This is a genomic window from Pseudomonas sp. GW101-3H06, from assembly GCF_059424605.1.
In genome coordinates this window covers 1,449,232-1,467,640 of record NZ_JBWKZO010000001.1, presented here as the reverse complement: position 1 = coordinate 1,467,640, position 18,409 = coordinate 1,449,232, and the positions used below count along the sequence as shown (strand labels likewise).

The 18,409-nt window shown below is 55.0% G+C and carries 18 protein-coding genes; 9 read left to right on the top strand and 9 right to left on the bottom strand.

What is annotated here, in order from left to right; translation table 11 throughout:
• Positions 1 to 127 precede the first annotated feature (127 nt).
• Positions 128 to 2,758 (bottom strand): phosphoenolpyruvate carboxylase, encoded by a 2,631-nt coding sequence (gene ppc / locus AC07ZE_RS06595; protein WP_207262550.1) that lies wholly within the window; start codon positions 2,756 to 2,758, stop codon positions 128 to 130.
• 213 nt (positions 2,759 to 2,971) lie between these two features.
• Here ppc and AC07ZE_RS06590 point away from each other — a divergent pair, with 213 nt between their 5' ends.
• From AC07ZE_RS06590 to AC07ZE_RS06575, 4 genes are all read left to right on the top strand, one after another.
• A complete protein-coding gene (locus tag AC07ZE_RS06590) occupies positions 2,972 to 3,316 on the top strand; it encodes a pilin assembly protein (RefSeq protein ID WP_207262548.1) in 345 nt (114 codons plus the stop codon).
• Positions 3,317 to 3,572: 256 nt separating this feature from the next.
• Positions 3,573 to 3,986: a DUF4398 domain-containing protein gene (locus tag AC07ZE_RS06585; RefSeq protein WP_207262546.1), complete on the top strand. Its 414-nt coding sequence runs from the start codon at positions 3,573 to 3,575 to the stop codon at positions 3,984 to 3,986.
• A 49-nt stretch (positions 3,987 to 4,035) separates the two neighbouring features.
• Positions 4,036 to 4,827 (top strand): lipotoxin F family OmpA-related lipoprotein LptF, encoded by a 792-nt coding sequence (gene lptF, locus AC07ZE_RS06580; RefSeq protein WP_207267776.1) that lies wholly within the window; start codon positions 4,036 to 4,038, stop codon positions 4,825 to 4,827.
• Between the two features lie 211 nt (positions 4,828 to 5,038).
• Positions 5,039 to 6,418, top strand: a complete 1,380-nt coding sequence (locus tag AC07ZE_RS06575) for a transposase (protein ID WP_207262544.1) — start codon at positions 5,039 to 5,041, stop codon at positions 6,416 to 6,418.
• Positions 6,419 to 6,592: 174 nt separating this feature from the next.
• On the opposite strand, the gene AC07ZE_RS06570 is transcribed toward AC07ZE_RS06575, so the two are convergent.
• The 7 genes from AC07ZE_RS06570 to prfB all read right to left on the bottom strand — a co-directional run bounded on the left by AC07ZE_RS06570 (position 6,593) and on the right by prfB (position 13,420).
• On the bottom strand, positions 6,593 to 6,919 hold the full coding sequence (locus AC07ZE_RS06570; protein ID WP_207262542.1) for a PA3694 family proteiin: 327 nt from the start codon (positions 6,917 to 6,919) through the stop codon (positions 6,593 to 6,595).
• Positions 6,916 to 7,830, bottom strand: a complete 915-nt coding sequence (locus AC07ZE_RS06565; protein ID WP_207262540.1) for an alpha/beta hydrolase — start codon at positions 7,828 to 7,830, stop codon at positions 6,916 to 6,918. The genes AC07ZE_RS06570 and AC07ZE_RS06565 overlap by 4 nt, the downstream gene beginning before the upstream one ends.
• Positions 7,831 to 7,907: 77 nt before the next feature.
• On the bottom strand, positions 7,908 to 9,185 hold the full coding sequence (locus AC07ZE_RS06560) for a flavohemoglobin expression-modulating QEGLA motif protein (RefSeq protein ID WP_207262538.1): 1,278 nt from the start codon (positions 9,183 to 9,185) through the stop codon (positions 7,908 to 7,910).
• Between the two features lie 33 nt (positions 9,186 to 9,218).
• A complete protein-coding gene (locus AC07ZE_RS06555; protein WP_207262536.1) occupies positions 9,219 to 9,773 on the bottom strand; it encodes a hypothetical protein in 555 nt (184 codons plus the stop codon).
• A 158-nt stretch (positions 9,774 to 9,931) separates the two neighbouring features.
• Positions 9,932 to 10,684 carry a TetR/AcrR family transcriptional regulator gene (locus AC07ZE_RS06550; RefSeq protein ID WP_207262534.1) on the bottom strand — a complete coding sequence of 251 codons (753 nt, stop codon included), beginning with the start codon at positions 10,682 to 10,684 and terminating at the stop codon, positions 9,932 to 9,934.
• 67 nt (positions 10,685 to 10,751) lie between these two features.
• Positions 10,752 to 12,254: a lysine--tRNA ligase gene (lysS, locus tag AC07ZE_RS06545; protein ID WP_207262532.1), complete on the bottom strand. Its 1,503-nt coding sequence runs from the start codon at positions 12,252 to 12,254 to the stop codon at positions 10,752 to 10,754.
• 70 nt (positions 12,255 to 12,324) lie between these two features.
• Positions 12,325 to 13,420 (bottom strand): peptide chain release factor 2 gene (gene prfB, locus AC07ZE_RS06540; protein ID WP_207262530.1). Its coding sequence is split into 2 segments (ribosomal slippage): positions 12,325 to 13,347 and positions 13,349 to 13,420, totalling 1,095 coding nucleotides; the frame shifts between segments, so codons are not numbered across the junction.
• A 443-nt stretch (positions 13,421 to 13,863) separates the two neighbouring features.
• On the opposite strand from prfB, the gene AC07ZE_RS06535 reads away from it, so the two are divergent.
• Genes AC07ZE_RS06535 through AC07ZE_RS06515 form a run of 5 tightly spaced genes read left to right on the top strand, consistent with a single transcriptional unit; the run spans position 13,864 to position 17,279 of the window.
• A complete protein-coding gene (locus tag AC07ZE_RS06535) occupies positions 13,864 to 15,207 on the top strand; it encodes a saccharopine dehydrogenase C-terminal domain-containing protein (protein ID WP_207262528.1) in 1,344 nt (447 codons plus the stop codon).
• A 29-nt stretch (positions 15,208 to 15,236) separates the two neighbouring features.
• On the top strand, positions 15,237 to 15,968 hold the full coding sequence (locus AC07ZE_RS06530; RefSeq protein WP_219739380.1) for a ferritin-like domain-containing protein: 732 nt from the start codon (positions 15,237 to 15,239) through the stop codon (positions 15,966 to 15,968).
• 26 nt (positions 15,969 to 15,994) lie between these two features.
• Positions 15,995 to 16,708 carry a hypothetical protein gene (locus tag AC07ZE_RS06525; protein WP_259331936.1) on the top strand — a complete coding sequence of 238 codons (714 nt, stop codon included), beginning with the start codon at positions 15,995 to 15,997 and terminating at the stop codon, positions 16,706 to 16,708.
• On the top strand, positions 16,705 to 17,061 hold the full coding sequence (locus tag AC07ZE_RS06520) for a hypothetical protein (protein ID WP_404940854.1): 357 nt from the start codon (positions 16,705 to 16,707) through the stop codon (positions 17,059 to 17,061). The genes AC07ZE_RS06525 and AC07ZE_RS06520 overlap by 4 nt, the downstream gene beginning before the upstream one ends.
• A gap of 20 nt (positions 17,062 to 17,081) precedes the next feature.
• Positions 17,082 to 17,279, top strand: coding sequence for a rubredoxin (locus tag AC07ZE_RS06515; protein ID WP_259331935.1), 198 nt, complete (start codon positions 17,082 to 17,084; stop codon positions 17,277 to 17,279).
• 113 nt (positions 17,280 to 17,392) lie between these two features.
• Here the strand turns inward: AC07ZE_RS06515 and AC07ZE_RS06510 are convergent, their stop codons facing one another.
• The gene (locus AC07ZE_RS06510) at positions 17,393 to 18,394 is read right to left on the bottom strand and encodes a response regulator (protein WP_207262526.1); all 1,002 of its coding nucleotides are present in this window, start codon (positions 18,392 to 18,394) and stop codon (positions 17,393 to 17,395) included.
• Between the last annotated feature and the right edge of the window lie 15 nt (positions 18,395 to 18,409).

Sequence of the window (18,409 nt, the reverse complement as noted above, 5' to 3'; positions counted from 1 at the left end):
GGTGACCGTTCGGCGCGGTTTCCCAAGTCGCAACCCCATCATTAACTGTCGCCTGGCCGTACTTTTATAGCGACCGGTCATCGGCGTCCGACGTACGCATCGCACGCCTGCCCCCACGGCAAAAACCTTAGCCGGTATTTCGCAAACCGGCGGCAATCCCCGCCACAGACACCAGCAGCGCCTGTTCCACCGGGCTGCCCTGCGCTTGATCCCGTTGCCGCGAACGGGCCAGCAACTCGGCCTGTAATAGATGAAGAGGGTCGAGGTAGGTGTTGCGCAAGCGGATGAATTCCAGGGTGTCTGGGCTATGTGCCAGTAGCTGCGACTGACCGGTCATCCCCAGGACGATCGAGCACGCCTGCGACAATAGGTCGCGTAAGTGCGCACCCAAAGGCAGCAAGTCCGGCTCGACCAGACGCTCATCGTAGGAGCGGGCGATGTCCGCATCGGCCTTGGCCAGCACCATTTCCAGCATATCGATGCGCGTGCGGAAAAATGGCCATTGCTCGCGCATCTGCCCCAGCAGCTCACCCTCGCCGCGTTCCAGCGCCTTGCTCAAGGCTGCTTCCCAGCCGAGCCAGGCCGGCAGCATCAAGCGGGTTTGGGTCCAGCCGAAGATCCACGGGATCGCCCGCAGGCTTTCGATGCCGCCGGCGCGACGCTTGGCCGGACGGCTGCCCAACGGCAGACGCCCGAGCTCCTGTTCCGGGGTCGACTGGCGGAAGTACTCGACGAACTGAGGATTTTCCCGCACCACGGCGCGATAAGCACGGACACCATCGGCGGCCAATTCGTCCATCAGATGCCGCCACTCAGGCGTGGGCGGCGGCGGTGGCAGCAGGGTCGCTTCGAGTACAGCCGCCAGATACAGATTGAGGTTTTGCTCGGCGATGTCCGGCAGGCCGAATTTGAATCGAATCATTTCCCCCTGCTCGGTGGTGCGGAAACGCCCCGCCACCGATCCTGGCGGCTGCGACAGAATCGCCGCGTGCGCCGGACCGCCACCACGGCCCACGGTGCCGCCACGACCGTGGAACAACAGCAGTTCCACCTGTTGCTCACGGCAGATGTCCACCAGACGCTCCTGCGCCCGATACTGTGCCCAGGCCGCCGCCGTGGTGCCGGCGTCCTTGGCCGAGTCGGAGTAGCCGATCATCACTTCCTGCGGCCCTTGCAGGCGCGAACGATAGCCCGGCAACAGCAACAGTTTTTCGATGACAGGCCCCGCGTTGTCGAGGTCGGCGAGGGTTTCGAACAGCGGCACCACACGCATCGGTCGCAACACACCCGACTCTTTGAGCAGCAACTGCACCGCCAGCACATCGGAAGCAGCACCGGCCATGGAGATCACATACGAACCGAGGGACGCCCCGGGTGCAGCAGCGATTTCCCGGCAGGTGGCCAGGACTTCGGCTGTGTCAGCCGACGGCTTGTAGTGCGCCGGCAGCAGCGGCCGACGGTTGTTCAGTTCGCGCGTCAGGAAATCAATGCGTTCATCTTCGCTCCAGTCCTCATAACGACCAAGGCCAAGGTAATCGGTGATTTCAGTCATTGCCGCGCTGTGTCGCGACGAGTCCTGACGCACATCGAGGCGCACCAGAAACAGGCCAAACGTCACTGCCCGACGCAGACAATCGAGCAACGGACCCTCGGCAATCACGCCCATGCCGCACTCATGCAGCGAGTGGTAGCACAGTTCCAGTGGATCGAGCAGGTCGCGGTTGTCCTGCAGTACGTCGGCGGTGGCTGGCGTCGGTGTCGTCAACGCGGTGTGCGCCCAGTTGCGCGTGGCGCGCAGGCGCTCACGCAGTTGCTTGAGTACCGCACGATAGGGTTCCGCACTGTCGCCGGCCTTGGCCCTGAGCGCTTCACTGGCCTGCTGCATCGACAATTCAGCCGCGAGGTGGTCGACATCGCGCAGGTACAAATCGGCGGCCATCCAGCGCGCCAACAACAGCACCTCGCGGGTCACGGACGCCGTCACGTTGGGGTTGCCATCGCGGTCACCCCCCATCCACGAGGCAAAGCGAATTGGCGCGGCTTCGAGCGGCAAGCGCAGGCCGGTGGCGGCGTGCAAGGCCTGGTCGGCCTTGCGCATGTAATTGGGGATGGCTTGCCACAGCGAGTGTTCGATCACCGCAAAGCCCCATTTGGCTTCGTCGACGGGTGTCGGGCGGGTGCGGCGGATTTCTTCAGTGTGCCAGGCTTCGGCGATCAGGCGCTGCAAAGTCGACTTGATCTGCCCGCGCTCGGCAGTGGTCAGGTCTCGGTGGTCCTGGGCCGCCAGTTGCGCGGCGATGGCGTCGTATTTCTGGATCAGCGTGCGGCGGGCAACTTCGGTCGGGTGAGCCGTGAGAACAAGCTCGATCTCCAACCGCCCCAGTTGCCGCGCCAGGGACTCGGCGCCATGGCCTTCGGCGCGCAGACGGGCGAGCAGTTCCGGCAGCACCCGCGCTTCGAACGGCGCGCCTTGGGATTCTTCCCGACGGTGAATCAATTGATACTGCTCGGCGATGTTGGCCAGGTTGAGAAACTGGTTGAAGGCCCGGGCCACCGGCAACAATTCATCTTCAGTCAACTGGTTGAGGCTCGCGCTCAGCTCGGCGTCCATGGAGCCGCGCCGGTCGGCCTTGGCGCCTTTGCGGATCTGCTCGATCTTGTCGAGGAAATCGTCCCCGTACTGTTCACGAATGGTGTTGCCCAATAGCTCACCCAACAGGTGAACGTCCTCGCGCAAGCGTGCATCAATATCGGTCATCAGCAGTTCTCCAGCAAAAATCCGGGCGGCCAAGAAATTCATGCTCTTGAGCTAGAGAGTGCCGCTCCAGGCCGCTTCTTACAACCCAGACGACGAAGGGTCTTTAAAGCACCAAGGCAGAAGCTAGTCTGAACAATAGGCCGCACAACGGCTTTCGCCGGCCAATGCCGGAAATCTCCGGCCTGCCATGAGCAGGCGCGTCATGAGGTCATTATGAAAATTCGCGAGCTCGCACATCATTGGGAAGAAAACGCCAAGGGTCGCCTGACCGACACCGGCTACTCTATTCACCTGGATGTTGAAGCGGCTGCCAGGCTGGCGGCGATCATTGACATGTACCCTAAACGGCAACCCGAAGAATTGCTCGGCGAACTGATTGGCGCCGCCCTCGAAGAGCTGGAAAAGAGCTTTCCGTATGTAAAGGGAACGACGGTGGTAGCCACTGACGAAGAAGGCGATCCACTGTACGAAGACATCGGCCCGACCCCACGTTTTCTCGCCTTGTCCCGTCGTCATCTGCATGATTTGTCGGCCGGTCACGACAAGCAGAAACACTGAGCCCCTCCAGCGATCCCCTGTGATCCTCTGTGGGAGCGAGCCTGCTCGCTCCCACAGGGGGGCAAATCCACGCTCCAGAGCCCTCCCCATTCGGTCAAAAGTTTTCCGACGCCCGGCCAATTTCTCTGAACTTTTAAAAAACGCCCCGGGTCAACCCAGTAACCACGCCTGGGACGGCCGTTTCAAAATACCCCGGAAATGAAGGTTGCGGCTCCTTGCCCAGGATGGATTTTTTAGTTGTTCAGGAGTTAGCCCAATGGAGTTGAAAACCATGAAAACCCGCACTGGTAAATCCTCGTTCACCCCGCTGCATGGCCTGAAAATGGCGGCCCTGGCCATCGGCGGCAGTCTCGTGCTGGCCGGTTGTGCCGGCAACCCTCCCACAGAACAATTCGCCGTGACCGAGTCAGCGGTCAACAACGCCGTGAGCGCTGGCGGCACCGAATTCGCCGCGGTGGAAATGAAGGCAGCACAGGACAAGTTGAAACAAGCCGAAATCGCCATGCACGACAAACAGTACGCGCAAGCGAAAACCCTCGCCGAACAGGCTGAGTGGGACGCACGGGTCGCCGAGCGCAAGGCCCAGGCGATGAAAGCCGAACAGGCTGTCAAGGACTCCCAGAAGGGGGTGCAGGAACTGCGTCAGGAAAGCCAGCGCACCGTTCAATAACGGCGCGGCACGACGTATTTCTTACTCGACTTAAAAGGACGAAACCATGATGAATTCCAAACATTTGATGATCCCTGCCCTGCTGGCCGCCAGTGTTGCTTTGGCTGCCTGTTCCACGCCGCCCAACGCCAACCTGGAACAGGCCCGCAGCAACTACAGCGGCCTGCAAGCCAACCCACAGGCGAGCAAAGTCGCGGCACTGGAAACCAAGGAAGCCAGCGATTATCTGGACAAGGCCGACAAGGCTTATCTGGATAAAGAAGATCAGGCCAAGGTCGATCAGCTGGCGTATTTGACTAACCAGCGTGTCGAAGTGGCGAAACAGACCATTGCCCTGCGCACTGCTGAAGCCAACCTGAAAAACGCTTCGGCGCAACGGGCACAGGCGCGGCTGGATGCTCGTGACCAGCAGATCAAACAACTGCAAGACAGCCTGAACGCCAAGCAGACCGATCGCGGCACGCTGGTAACTTTCGGTGACGTGCTGTTCGCCACCGACAAGGCCGAACTGAAATCCAACGGTCTGATGAACATCAACAAACTGGCGCAGTACCTCCAGGAAAACCCCGACCGCAAGGCAATCGTCGAGGGCTATACCGACAGCACCGGTACGGCGTCGCACAACCAGTCGCTCTCGGAACGCCGCGCCAGCTCCGTGCGCACGGCACTGGTGAAGATGGGCGTCGATCCGGCGCGCATCGTGGCCCAGGGTTACGGCAAGGAGTACCCGGTAGCGGATAACACCAGCGTCTCGGGCCGGGCGATGAATCGTCGGGTGGAAGTGACGATTTCCAATGATAACCAGCCGGTTATGCCGCGGTCGGCGGTGAGTTCCAACTAAACTTTGCGTCGTAGCGTAAAAGCCCCGCCTGATTAACAGCCGGGGCTTTTTACGCTTTAAATCTAAAGGCATATCGATTTAAAAACACATCACAGACCAATCGCCAAAAGAAAATATCAATTGATACCTATCAGAAGTGATAGTAGCGAACGCCTTGATCAAGGCTTAGGCTATCCCGTAACACCCACCACCTGATCAAGGGGCCAATAAATTGAATAAAGCTTCAATACTTTGCTTATTGGCACTTTTTGCAGGTTGCACACAGTACCAAAGTCAATTATCAACGTCCTCATCAAACCTGAAAGCTTATGACGAGCGGGATGCGATAAGCAACGCCATACCCACAGCCAAAACACCCACTAATCAACACCCTGTAGTGGGTGTAAAAAAAGTTCTGATCGTTTTGATCGACTGGAATGACAAGACCACAATGGACCCTGTGCTGACTGACAAACTTGTCTTTTCGGGATCGGACTCGTTGAATGCATATTTAAAACATGCATCAAGAAACAAACTGAGTTTAACAGGGAAAATAATTACCCATAAATCCGGTGATCGCCCCCCTGAATGCCGACCCGGACCGCCTAGATATCCAGCTGTGCTGGCAAGAACAGAGGCAAAGAAGGCTGCCACGGCGCATGGACTCAAGACAGAAGATTTTGATTTTATATTCGCACATATAGATTGTAGAGATATGGGATCTGCACCCTATGCGGATAAATGGCTGTATGTCTATGGCCAGCCTGCTGGTCCATTTATTTACTATCACGAATTTGGACACGCACTCGGGTACGCTCATGGCAGCACATACACCGGATGTCCGAAAGCAGGAGATACGGTCTCTGCCCCGACTGGCTGCAAGAAGGTCCCGTATGGGGACCCTGGCAGCCCGGTATCAGGAGGGTTATTACCCTATAACGGGAAAGAACACTATTTCTCTGGGTGGCACTCTGGTGCTGATGCAAAACACATTACAAAAACGGGCTTATATAGCTTGGGCATACTGAGCGCCTCTGGGCCACAAGTTCACCTTATTAACCTTTCCACCGCCTGGCAGTTGGCGTTGGACTATCGGACAAGTGAGAGAATCCCGAAAGGTGCCTGGATCAGATACGCCAACAGAGCAGGAGTTTCTGAAACTATTTTAGTCGACAGTTCACCTGAAACACCGGCAGTTGATCCTACGTTTCAGCCGGGCCATACCTTCAAAGATATCGACGCGGGAATTTCCGTACACGTCTGTGGCTTGCCCCGGACGGGCAATGATTTGTTACTATCAGTAGGTATCAATGCTGAACGATCGCCAGATTGTACGTCCGAACTGGTCATGCAATACCCTCAAGAGGGAGACACTGTTAACCGTGACTCGATATTCAGTGGCTACACGCGATCCAGCGCAACGCCTCTTTATATATTCATGGAAGGAAAAAATGGCGAAAACATCGTCAGAAGAGTGTATCCGAAAGATGCAGGAAAATGGACATTCAAGTTAGATGACAGCATAAAACCCGGCAAGTACAACGTTTGGATGTTTCACACTCCGGAAGAAACAACACCCATTACCGTCACAGTAGAACAATCAACATACTAACAGACGATAAGATACGCGATTGAAGGGGTTCTCATTAGTAATGATTTACCTGATCAATCGGGCGGGGGCGCTTTTCGCAGGAGCAAAGCTTGTTCGCGATGTGGACAGCTGTTTTTTACAGACACTTTGCGTAATCGCTCATCGCTGGCAAGCCTGGCACCTACAGGATTGCTATTACTCCAGCTTCTGCGGGGTTTCCTGCCCCATGCAACGCACAGCTTTCTTGCGGTCGTTGATCAGCACGCCAGTCAAGCCTTTCTGCTCGGTATCAAACAGCACAAGCACCCCATCAATGCACTGCGCCACTTGCGCCGCCGGTTCCAGGGAGACTTTGTAGTCTTCGCCTGGCACGGTCTTGAGCATGGTGAATTCGTTGAGCAGCAACGCATCCTCAGGCTTGGCAAAGTGCAGGTAGCCGTACCACCACAGGGCACCGACGGTGCCGAGGATGCTGCAGATACCGGTGATGATCAGCGGGATGGCGTTACGTTCTTCACTCATTGCGGACTCTCTGGTGGTTCGTCTTCAGAATTTTTGGATGCCGGATAATTGGGAATTTCACCCAGGCGGCGCAGGCCGTCGAAATGCTGTGGGTCTTCGAGATAGCGCAGCATGACTTTGCGCCAGACCGGGTCGGCAAACGTCTGCACATGACCGCCTCGGGTCAGTTGCAGCACGCGCGGCGGCGGCGCAGCTTGATACAGTCGGATGCCGTTGGAAAGGGGCACGATCGGATCGTCGATGCTGTGGTAGATCAGTTTCGGCACGCCGTTGAGCCGGGCCATGGAGTTGATTGCGCTATCACCGTCCGGCACCAGCCATGACAGCGGTACCTGAAATGCCCAGAACACCCAGGAGTTACTCAGCGCATAGCGGCCGACGCTGCGGTAACTGGCGGGCACGCCGTCGAGCACAACCGCCTTGAGTTGTTTCTGCCTTTGCGGATGTTGAACCAGGTAGTGAACGGCCATCGAGCCGCCAAGGCTCTGGCCGAGCAGGATCAGCGGCTTGCCTTTGACCTCGGGTGCCTGGTCGAGCCATTTGAACGCGGCGTCGATGTCCTGATAAATCGCCGGCAGGCTCGGTTCGCCTTCGGACAAGCCGTAACCGCGATAATCCACCAGTAGCACTTGATAGCCCTGCTTGGGCAGCCACCAGCTCCCGCCCAGATGCATCGGCAAGTTGCCGCCGTTGCCGTGCAGGTGCAATACCGTGCCTTTGACCTCGACGCCTTTTTTTGCCGGTAACCACCAGCCATGCAGCTTGAGGCCGTCGGCGGTGGTCAGGGTGACGTCGCGGTATTCGAGCTTGGCTTTTTCCGGAGTGAACAGTTGGCCGGGTTCGGGGTAGAACAGCAGCGCGCTGCAACCGTTCAAGGCCAGGAGAATGCAGAGGATGCCGAGGATTCTCATCCGTTGAAACCTCGCGAAATAAGGGGGTAAACACAACACCCTATGGGAGCTCTCTCCCACAGGGGTTCTTGTTGCCATTAAAGGATGTTGGAGTAATCCGCCTCGATCCGGTCCAGGCTCAGATGGTTGAGGAAGTTGGAGAAGCACATCCACGCCGACAGCGCATTCATGTCGCGGAACTGTTCCGGCAAGTACTTGGGTGGCACCACCAGGCCTTCATCCACCAACTGGCGCAAGGTACGCATGTCTTCCAGGGTGGTCTTGCCGCAAAACAGCAGCGGTATCTGCTCCAGCTTGCCTTTGCGCACGGCCAACTGAATGTAGTTGTAAATCATGATAAAGCCCTTGAGGTAGGACAAGTCTTTGGTAAATGGCAGACCTGTCGGCACCGAACCGCGGAAGACGCGACTGGTGTTGCTGTAGCTCTCGGGCATTTCGAAACCCTGTTCGCGGAAGAACTCGAACACCTGCAGGAAGTCGGCCCCCTCCTCCACCATGTGGATGGCGCGGGTGCGGTTGGTCAGCTTGCGCAGGCGGCTGGGGTAAGAGGCGAAGGTGATGATTTCCATCAGGATCGCCAGGCCTTCCTGGGTCACCGTCGACGAGGGCGGCCCCTTGGACAGGAAGGTGCAGATCGGCTGGTTCAGGCCGTTGAGCGTAGTGCCGACGTGCACCAGCCCTTCATGGACTTCCAGGGCGCGCACGTCACGCTCGTTGAACATCGCATCGGTGCGGATCTTGATGTAGTCGGCACCGGCCGCCGCATCGGCAACGATCCCGTCGGACTCGAACACCCGAATGGTTTCCTCGGCCTCGCCGAACACCTTGCTCAACCGGTGTTGCAGCATGCTGACGGCATCCTTGGCGGTGAGGATTTTCGGTTCATCCTTGAGGTCGCCACGACCGTCGATGTTGTTCAGGTAATCGGACAGCATCAGGCCCAGGTCGGACAGCGTCGGGTCACCGGCGTGAAACGCGTCGGAGGCAGCGCCATACAATTCCTGGGAAATCAGGCCGAAATCCTCGGTGCCGCGCGCTTCGAGCATGCGCACTACCATCCGGTATTCCTTGCACATGCGACGCATGATCTGGCCGACCGGGTTGAACTGACCGAGCTGGCGGGTGATGTCGCGCTCGATGTTCTGGAACTCCAGCTTCACTTTGCTGGAATCGAACGACAGTGGCCGGTGGAGGTAATAGTCGCGGTCCACCTTCGGCATTTCCTTGCCCTTGGCCTTGAGGAAACCCTTGCGGATATTGTCGTCCCACTTGACCGCATCGAGGACGCGGATCGGCGTCTGCGCCAGCACAATGCGATTGGACAAAATGCGTATCGACTGCTGGTAATCGTCCACCCGAAACTCCTGTTGAAACCCTGATGTACTGGATTATTTGGCCTTGGCCTGACGCTGGTAGCGTACCGCTTCGACGAACACATCGGAATTGGCCGGATCGTCGAGGTAAGCGGAGACGTGATCCATGTGGCTGTCGATCAACACGCCGTCGCCATCGTCAGTCTGAAAACCTTGGCCACTGAGCGCTTCTTGCCCGAGGGCCTGCTTGATCTGGTCCAGGTCGAGGTTGTACACCACCAGTTCATGCTTGTCGGTGAGTTCAAACCCGGCAATGGTGTAATGCCCGCCAAACTGCGCCGGCACCTTCGCCGACAGATACCAGCGGCTGCCATGGCGTGACACGGTGAAGGGGTAGGCTTCGCGCTCCCTGGGTTTGGCCCGGAAGTAGCTGACCGCCTGATAGCGATTGACGCCGACGCGGGTCAGCTCCAGGTTAAGCGGTTCACCCCAGGCGTTGGTGCTGGTCCATTTGCCGAGCAACCCTTTGGGCGCCGGCTCGCTCGTGGGCAGCGGCTCCTTGAAGGTCACCAGGCAGCCACTGAGCAGCAGGCACGACAAGGCGATCACTACGACACGCCAGGCTTTCATTCAACACTCCCTTTGAACAGACACCCACCTGAAGTGGCCACTTATCCTGTGGGAGCGAGCCTGCTCGCGAAGGCGGAGTGTCAGGCAACGAGATGTTGAATGTCAGACCGTATTCGCGAGCAGGCTCGCTCCCACAGAGGTTAGCCTCCACATCGGGATTAAACCGAAGCCAGCACCAAATGCATATAACGCGTCAGTATGCCGAGCATTTCCTCTTCGGCGGCCGGCTCGGCGTCGTTGAGCAGGCCTTGATATTCCATCCGTCCGATTATAGCCGTCAACACTTTGGCATCCTGATGTGGCTCGCGCGAGCCCAATACCTGGAAAAGCTGGCAGGAGCCCTGCAGGAGGATTTGCTGGTGCGAACGCACCAACTCGGCCAGGCGCGGGTTCAGCAGCGCTTCCTGGCGGAACGCCTGCTCGGCCATCAAGTGCTCGCGACGGGTGACCAGTTGTCGGTGAACATAGTCGGTCATCAGCCGCGCAATATCGTCGGCCAGCTTCGAACGAGCCTGCGCACTGCCATCGCCACTGGCGATCATGTCCCGCAGCAGGCCTTCGTTGTTCACCCACAACTTGGCCATATAGGCCGCGCTGCGTTCCACATACTGGGCGAAGGTATCGGTGAGCAGGTCATCGATGTCCTTGAAGTAGTAGGTGGTGGCCGACAGCGGGACACCGGCCTCGGCGGCCACTGCCCGGTGACGCACGGCGCGCACGCCGTCGCGCACAACAATGCGCATCGCGGCATCGAGAATCTCCTGTCGACGCTGCTCGCTGCCCTGCCGGCTGGCCTTGCGACCCTGGTACTGAACACTTTCAGCGACCGCAGTGGCGATACCCGCTGCACCTTCTTGAGCCAATGCATGCTTCACGACAGGAATTCCTCTCTCTACTTCAAAATTAACCATTTGATACGTTTGTACCAGACAGGCAATAAAAAGCCGCCCATTTCAGGCGGCTTTTTAATTGAATCATTTACGCTTGCGGCCGCATGTGCGGGAACAGGATCACGTCGCGGATCGACGGTGAGTTGGTCAGCAACATCACCAGGCGGTCGATGCCGATACCTTCACCGGCCGTCGGCGGCATGCCGTACTCCAGCGCGCGAACGAAGTCGGCGTCGTAGTGCATGGCTTCATCGTCGCCGGCGTCCTTGTCAGCCACCTGTGCCATGAAGCGCTCGGCCTGGTCTTCCGCGTCGTTCAACTCGGAGTAGGCGTTGGCGATTTCACGACCACCGATGAACAGCTCGAAACGGTCGGTGACGTTCGGGTTCTCGTCGTTACGACGAGCCAGCGGCGACACTTCGAACGGGTACTGGGTGATGAAGTGTGGCTGCTCCAGCTTGTGCTCGACCAGCTCTTCGAAAATCATCACTTGCAGCTTGCCCAGGCCTTCGAAGCCCAGCACCTTGGCACCGGCCTTCTTGGCGATTTCACGCGCCTTGTCGATGTCGTTCAGGTCGTCAGCGGTCAACTCTGGGTTGTACTTGAGGATCGAGTCGAACACCGACAGGCGCACGAACGGCTCGCCGAAGTGGAACACCTTGTCGCCATAAGGGACGTCGGTGCTGCCCAGAACCAGCTGCGCCAGTTCACGGAACAGTTCTTCGGTCAGGTCCATGTTGTCTTCGTAGTCGGCGTAGGCCTGGTAGAACTCCAACATGGTGAATTCAGGGTTGTGACGGGTCGAAACGCCTTCGTTACGGAAGTTGCGGTTGATCTCGAACACTTTTTCGAAACCACCGACCACCAGACGCTTGAGGTACAGCTCAGGGGCGATACGCAGGAACATTTCCATGTCCAGCGCATTGTGGTGGGTTTCGAACGGCTTGGCTGCCGCGCCGCCCGGAATGGTTTGCAGCATCGGCGTTTCCACTTCCAGGAAGTCACGCTTCATCAGGAAGCTGCGGATGTGGGCGATGACTTGCGAGCGCACGCGGAACGTCTGGCGCACGTCTTCGTTGACGATCAGGTCAACGTAGCGCTGGCGGTAGCGCTGCTCGGTATCGGTCAGGCCGTGGTGCTTGTCCGGCAGCGGACGCAGGGACTTGGTCAGCAGGCGCACGCTGGTCATTTCCACATACAGGTCGCCCTTGCCGGAACGGGCCAGGGTGCCTTCGGCGGCAATGATGTCGCCCATGTCCCAGGTTTTCACCGCGGCCAGGGTTTCTTCGGACAGGGTCTTGCGGTTGACGTAGACCTGGATGCGCCCGGTCATGTCCTGGATCACCATGAACGAGCCACGATCGAGCATGATGCGACCTGCAACCTTGACCGGGATCGCCGCCTCTGCCAGCTCTTCCTTGGTCTTGTCCGCGTACTGTTTCTGCAATGCATCGCAGTAGTTTTCGCGGCGGAAGTCGTTGGGGAAGGCATTGCCCTTGGCGCGCTCGGCAGCAAGCTTTTCCTTGCGCAGGGCGATCAGGGAGTTTTCTTCCTGTTGCAGGGCTTGCGGGTCGAGTTGTAGGTCGCTCATGTCTTTAAATATTCCATCACAGGTTCGTTGCCCCCACCGATGGCAGGGGACTTGAGGTCGGACTGACGGCTTAAAGCCCGGATTTCAGGCTGGCCACCAGGTATTCGTCGATGTCGCCGTCGAGCACCTTGTCGCAGTCGCTGCGTTCGATGTTGGTGCGCAGATCCTTGATTCGCGACGCATCGAGTACGTACGAGCGGATCTGATGACCCCAGCCGATATCCGACTTGGTGTCTTCCAGCGCCTGGGAAGCGGCGTTGCGTTTCTGCATTTCCTGCTCGTACAACTTGGCCCGCAGCATTTTCATGGCGGTGTCCTTGTTGGCGTGCTGGGAACGTTCGTTCTGGCAGCTGACCACGGTGTTGGTCGGTACGTGGGTGATACGTACGGCCGAGTCGGTGGTGTTTACGTGCTGACCACCGGCACCGGAGGAACGATAGGTATCGATCCGCAAGTCCGCCGGGTTGATCTCGATTTCCACCTTGTCGTCGATCTCTGGCGAGACGAAAACAGCGCAGAACGAGGTGTGGCGACGGTTGCCGGAGTCGAACGGACTCTTGCGCACCAGACGGTGCACGCCGATCTCGGTACGCAGCCAGCCAAAGGCGTACTCGCCCTTGATATGCACGGTGGCCCCCTTGATCCCGGCGACTTCACCGGCCGACAGCTCCATGATGGTCGCGTCGAAACCGCGTTTGTCAGCCCAGCGCAGGTACATGCGCAGCAGGATGTTGGCCCAGTCCTGGGCCTCGGTACCGCCGGAGCCGGCCTGGATGTCCAGGTAAGCATTGTTCGGATCCATCTCGCCGCTGAACATGCGACGGAATTCCAGCTTGGCCAGATTTTCTTCGAGACGGGCCAGTTCGGCGACCACATCGCTCACCGCGCCTTCGTCGTTCTCTTCGACGGCCATGTCCAGCAGGTCGCGGCAATCGGCCAGGCCACCGGACAACTCGTCCAGGGTCTCGACGATCTGCGCCAGCGCAGCACGCTCGCGGCCCAGCTCCTGGGCGTATTCAGGCTTGTTCCAGACACCCGGATCTTCAAGCTCGCGATTGACTTCGATCAGACGCTCATGCTTTTGATCGTAGTCAAAGATACCCCCGAATAGTTTCGGAGCGCTCGGACAGGTCCTTGATGGTGTTCAGGATCGGGTTGATTTCCATGGCGGGCAGCACTCGTAGGCGAACTTTTGAAAGCCGGCGAGTATACCGTAAACAGGCTGTCACGGCAGCCCGCCTGGCGGCCATGTGTCGAAATCTAGCGTTCAGAGCGGCCCTGAATGCCAGTCGCAGACTGAAATTTTCGAGACGAGCCCATACAGAAGCTTCCGTTTTGTCAGACCTACACTACTTCATAGCACTTATTCACGACTTGATGAATAACTCGATAGAGCTGTAGGAAAAAACCTCAATAAAACCGGACCATTCCTACCTAGTTAGGAATTGCACGACACTTCTGCTCCCCCTATAAATATACAGCGCAAAAAATCACAGCAGAAAATAGCCTTCACCAACGCCCAACCTTCAGTCATAAATGCAGAACCTTTAAATTCCATACCTGCTCATGGACAAGCGTCATCACCACCGACAGATTAAAGGACCTTTTTATGAGACATACCGACAGAATAATAATAGTAGGTTTTGGCAGTATCGCCCAAGCACTTCTACCGTTACTGACAACGAATTACAACGCAGAAATCATTATTTTCGACAAAGAAATCGACCAGACCAGAAAAGATATCGCAAAAGAATATTCTGTAATTTTATACAGAAAATTCATATCCGAAGAAAATTTTCGAGAGATCTTATCGCCCCTCCTCACCAGCAGTAGTTTCCTTTTGAATCTAGCCGTATCAGTTTCAAGCACAGCTTTAATTGAACTGGCCCAACAACACAAAACAATATATTTAGATACCTGCATCGAACCTTGGGAGTACTATAGTCAAGAGAGAAACCTCCTATTGAGCAACCACACCCTAAGAGAGCATTTAAAAAAACAGGAAAAAATTCATACGGGAACAACAGCACTAGTTGCTCACGGCGCAAACCCCGGATTCATTTCAATACTACTAAAAAAAGCAATGCTTGAAATGGCACACATAAACAATATAAATGACACCCCAACAGAACAGTCTGAGTGGGCAAAACTAGCAGCCAAGCTAGGCATACAAGTTATACAGATATCAGAACGCGATACCCAAATGTGCTCAAGATCTCGCAAGCCAGATAACTTTATGTGCACATGGTCAGTTGATGGATTTATTACGGAGTGTTTGCAGCCAGCGGAGATGGGATGGGGATCTCACGAACGAGAAATACCCTCCGGCGCCACACTCAAAAACCATTCACTAGAGCTTTCCGATCCAGGCCGAGAAGTCAGTGTAAAAAGCTGGTCGCCTAACTACCTAGAGTTTACCGCATTTTTATTAACGCATAATGAGTCGCTATCAATTGCAGAGTACTTGACCGTAGGCGACCCATCAACACCAACGTATCGCCCAACTGTCTATTACGCTTACCACCCCTGCGACCAAGCATTAGACTCAATGAAACTTCTCAGCAACGGGAATGAAGATCTAATTGCATCTAGGGAGGTATTAAAAGATGACATAGTTTCGGGCATCGACGAACTCGGTATTTTTTTAATCAGCACAAAATATAAATCATACTGGCTCGGTTCAAATCTTTCGATAGGTAAGGCAAGAAAAATGGCGAAGCACAATAGCGCAACAAGCTTGCAAGTCACCTCGAGCATAGTTGCTGGAATGAAGTGGGCTGAGCAGAATCCCGAATCCGGGGTTCTGGAATCCGAGAATCTCGACTGGCAGTTCATTTACAACTTCGCAGAACCATACTGGCAACCTATAGTTACCCAGGAAACAGACTGGCGACCTAATAACTCTTGCAAAGAGTTAACATTTAAAAACTTTCGAACGCTCTCTCAAGACTAAAACAAAAAAAATCGATGGAGCTTAAAGAAATGAATGACATAAAAACAACTAGCGAAACCAATACCCGCTCTACCCCCGACGCTGCGGTAGTATTGGAAAACTTCAGATTCCCTCACACCCAATTAAGTGACATCCAACGGCTTGAATGGAAGGAAGTACTGTTCGATTCATTAATCACAGAGTACGATGCCCGACGCCTTTATTGGCACCTAAAAACGCAATATCCGATTTATTTCGCTTCATTGACAGATGTGCTAAATCCGTGGCTTAGGGATGAAATTGACCACGCTTATGGATTTTCCGTGATCTATTCATCTTACACCGGTATTCCGCTCGACCAAGTAGTAGTAGAAGCTGAAATCCGCCAACCGGATTTCAGCATAATTAATACAATTACTGACGACGCATTCAAGCTCCTTGTCATGTTGGCTTATGACGAAATTATTACTACTCACGTTTATCATCGCAGCACAATCAAATATGATCAATTCAACTGCGGACAGCTTTCGACCTGGATCAGAAAGACAAAAAAAGATGAAATCTCTCATTTTTTCTCTTTTGTAAAAAAAGCTAAAGAGCTATTCCCTGACAGAACAGATGAGACACCTTCCATACTTGAGGAAATTTTCAATATAGACTTTGAAAAAACCACTTACTCCGGAACATTTGTCCTCGATCACAATACTCCTGACTTCCCCATCTCCAAACATGAAATCAGGAGCCTAATAATACCCGCCATCGTAAAAAAATTTAACGAATGAGACATCATCCTTCAGGAGTTAAATAAATGAATCGAGCTTTTCTCGCAAAAAGACATTGGAGTTCAAGGACTCTTTTCAAGAACATTTCGGAAAGCGGTTGGAAAAACCCGGGAATCGAACTTAAGTACCAGAACTTTTTCATGGCGGATCTATTCTCAGAATACGACTCCGTGAACCTCTACCACCACCTACACCCTCGGAGGGGAAAATTTTCGTCCTATTTTGTACAGTACTTGGATTTATGGTTCGCAGACGAAAGAAATCATGCCGACGGCTTCTTTGAACTCAACCGCCTATTATTTGGCTCAAGCGAAGAACAGCTTATTGACCAACTTAAGATCAGAACTGCAAACTTCGAAAACATGGAAAAAATACTTTCCAGCGAATTCAGTCTTTTACTCATGTTCGCATACGACGAATATGCTTCGGTTAAAACATACAGAAAAGACACATTCTATAATGAGTTCGGACATCCTTTATTCAACACTTGGATAAAAAATCTAATAACAGACGAAGCAATACATTTTGGAAACGCGATTAAAATCCTTAAAAACAATCATGCAGCACAGTTAGGCATGGCTGAAGACACACTTAGAAGCATAGTAAAATTTGAAAATACAGCTTACCAGAACACCTTCCTTTTTGATCACGACGGCCCTCACTTCCTCCTTGACGCCGCAGAACTTGGGAACGCCATTATTGAAACTATATTATCAGCCTTGGCAAAAGGCCGAACATGAAAAACCACTCTTATATGGTAGCAGCCCTGACGCTTATGGTTATAGGCGAAATTCTAACCATCTACAGTGAGGTATACGCGTCAAAACTCTCCGGACACCCATCGGAAACTCCGTTAATATTTCTGAAGCCCATAATACTTATCAGCATCGCTGGCATATGCCTGATTTTTGCATACTGGCTTGGTTATCAAGCCACCGGAAACATCTGGATCGTGACAGTAGCTTCCCTAACGCTTCTGCTTATTCTTGAGCCTATTGTTATATATGCCATGCTGAAAGAGTTACCGGAAAGAGGCGCCCTGATTGGTTTCATTCTGGGCGCCACTGGGTTAATCGCTACCGTTGCTCTCTGAATAAATTAAAGGAAAAAAACATGTTGAACGAAAAACAGATAGCAAGCTGCACTGTGTGCGGATACGAGTATGATCCAATAATCGGTGATCCTGAAAACGGAATACCGCCAGGTACACTCTGGAAAGATGTTCATGATGATTGGCTGTGCCCGGATTGCCAGATGCCCAAAGCAGACTTTGAGCTTATGTCGCCAAACAGCGCACCAGTAGACAGTTAAATCATTGTCAAAAGCTGACAGAATTATTCCCAATCCACCGGAAATAATTTGTCAGCTATTCCTAACTAACTATCGATGATTTATATGCCCTGGCAATCCATGACAAAAACTCGTCAACCGATCCCCACCTGATTGCGCCCATTGTTCTTGGCCAGATACAACCCCTTGTCCGCCGCCGAGATCAACTCCCGGCAATGGCTGCCCGCTTTCGGTGTGATGGTCGCCAGGCCGATGCTGATGGTCAGGTTTGAACCTTCGGTTGGGGAAATGTGCGGAACCTGCAATGCCTCCACGGTCATTCGCAGTTTTTCCGCCACCAGCCGCGCCCCCCCCTGGGAGGTATTGGGCAAGACCAGGGCAAACTCTTCGCCACCGTAACGGGCCGGCAGGTCCGAAGGTCGGGCACAGGCGTCACGGATCGTCGTAGCGACCTTGCGCAGGGCCTCGTCGCCCTCCAGATGTCCGAAGTTGTCGTTGAAAGTCTTGAAGTAGTCCACGTCGATCATCAGCAACGACAACTGGCTCTGCTCACGCAGCGAACGACGCCACTCCAGCTCCAGGTACTCGTCGAAATGCCGGCGATTGGACAGCCCGGTCAGGCCGTCGGAATTCATCAGGCGTTGCAGCACCAGATTGGTATCGAGCAGTTGCTGCTGGCTGACCCGCAACGCACGGTAGGCCGCATCACGCTGCAACAGCGTCATGTAGGAGCGGGAGTGATAGCGAATACGCGCCACCAGTTCGATGTTGTCCGGCAGCTTGACCAGATAGTCGTTCGCCCCGGCGGCAAACGCCGCGCTTTTGATCAGCGGATCTTCCTTGGTCGACAAGACAATGATCGGAATGTCCCTGGTCGCCGGATGATTGCGGTATTCGCGCACCAGGCTCAGACCGTCAAGACCGGGCATGACCAGATCCTGCAGGATCACCGTCGGCTTGATGCGGACCGCATGGGCAATGGCCTGGTGTGGGTCGGCACAAAAGTGGAAGTCGATGTTTTCCTCGTTCGACAACCCGCGCCGTACTGCCTCGCCGATCATCGCCTGATCGTCCACCAACAACACCATGGCGGCATTTTCGTCAGTCTTGAAGTCGTCGAGCTGTAATTCATTCATGTGCGTTCACCTGAG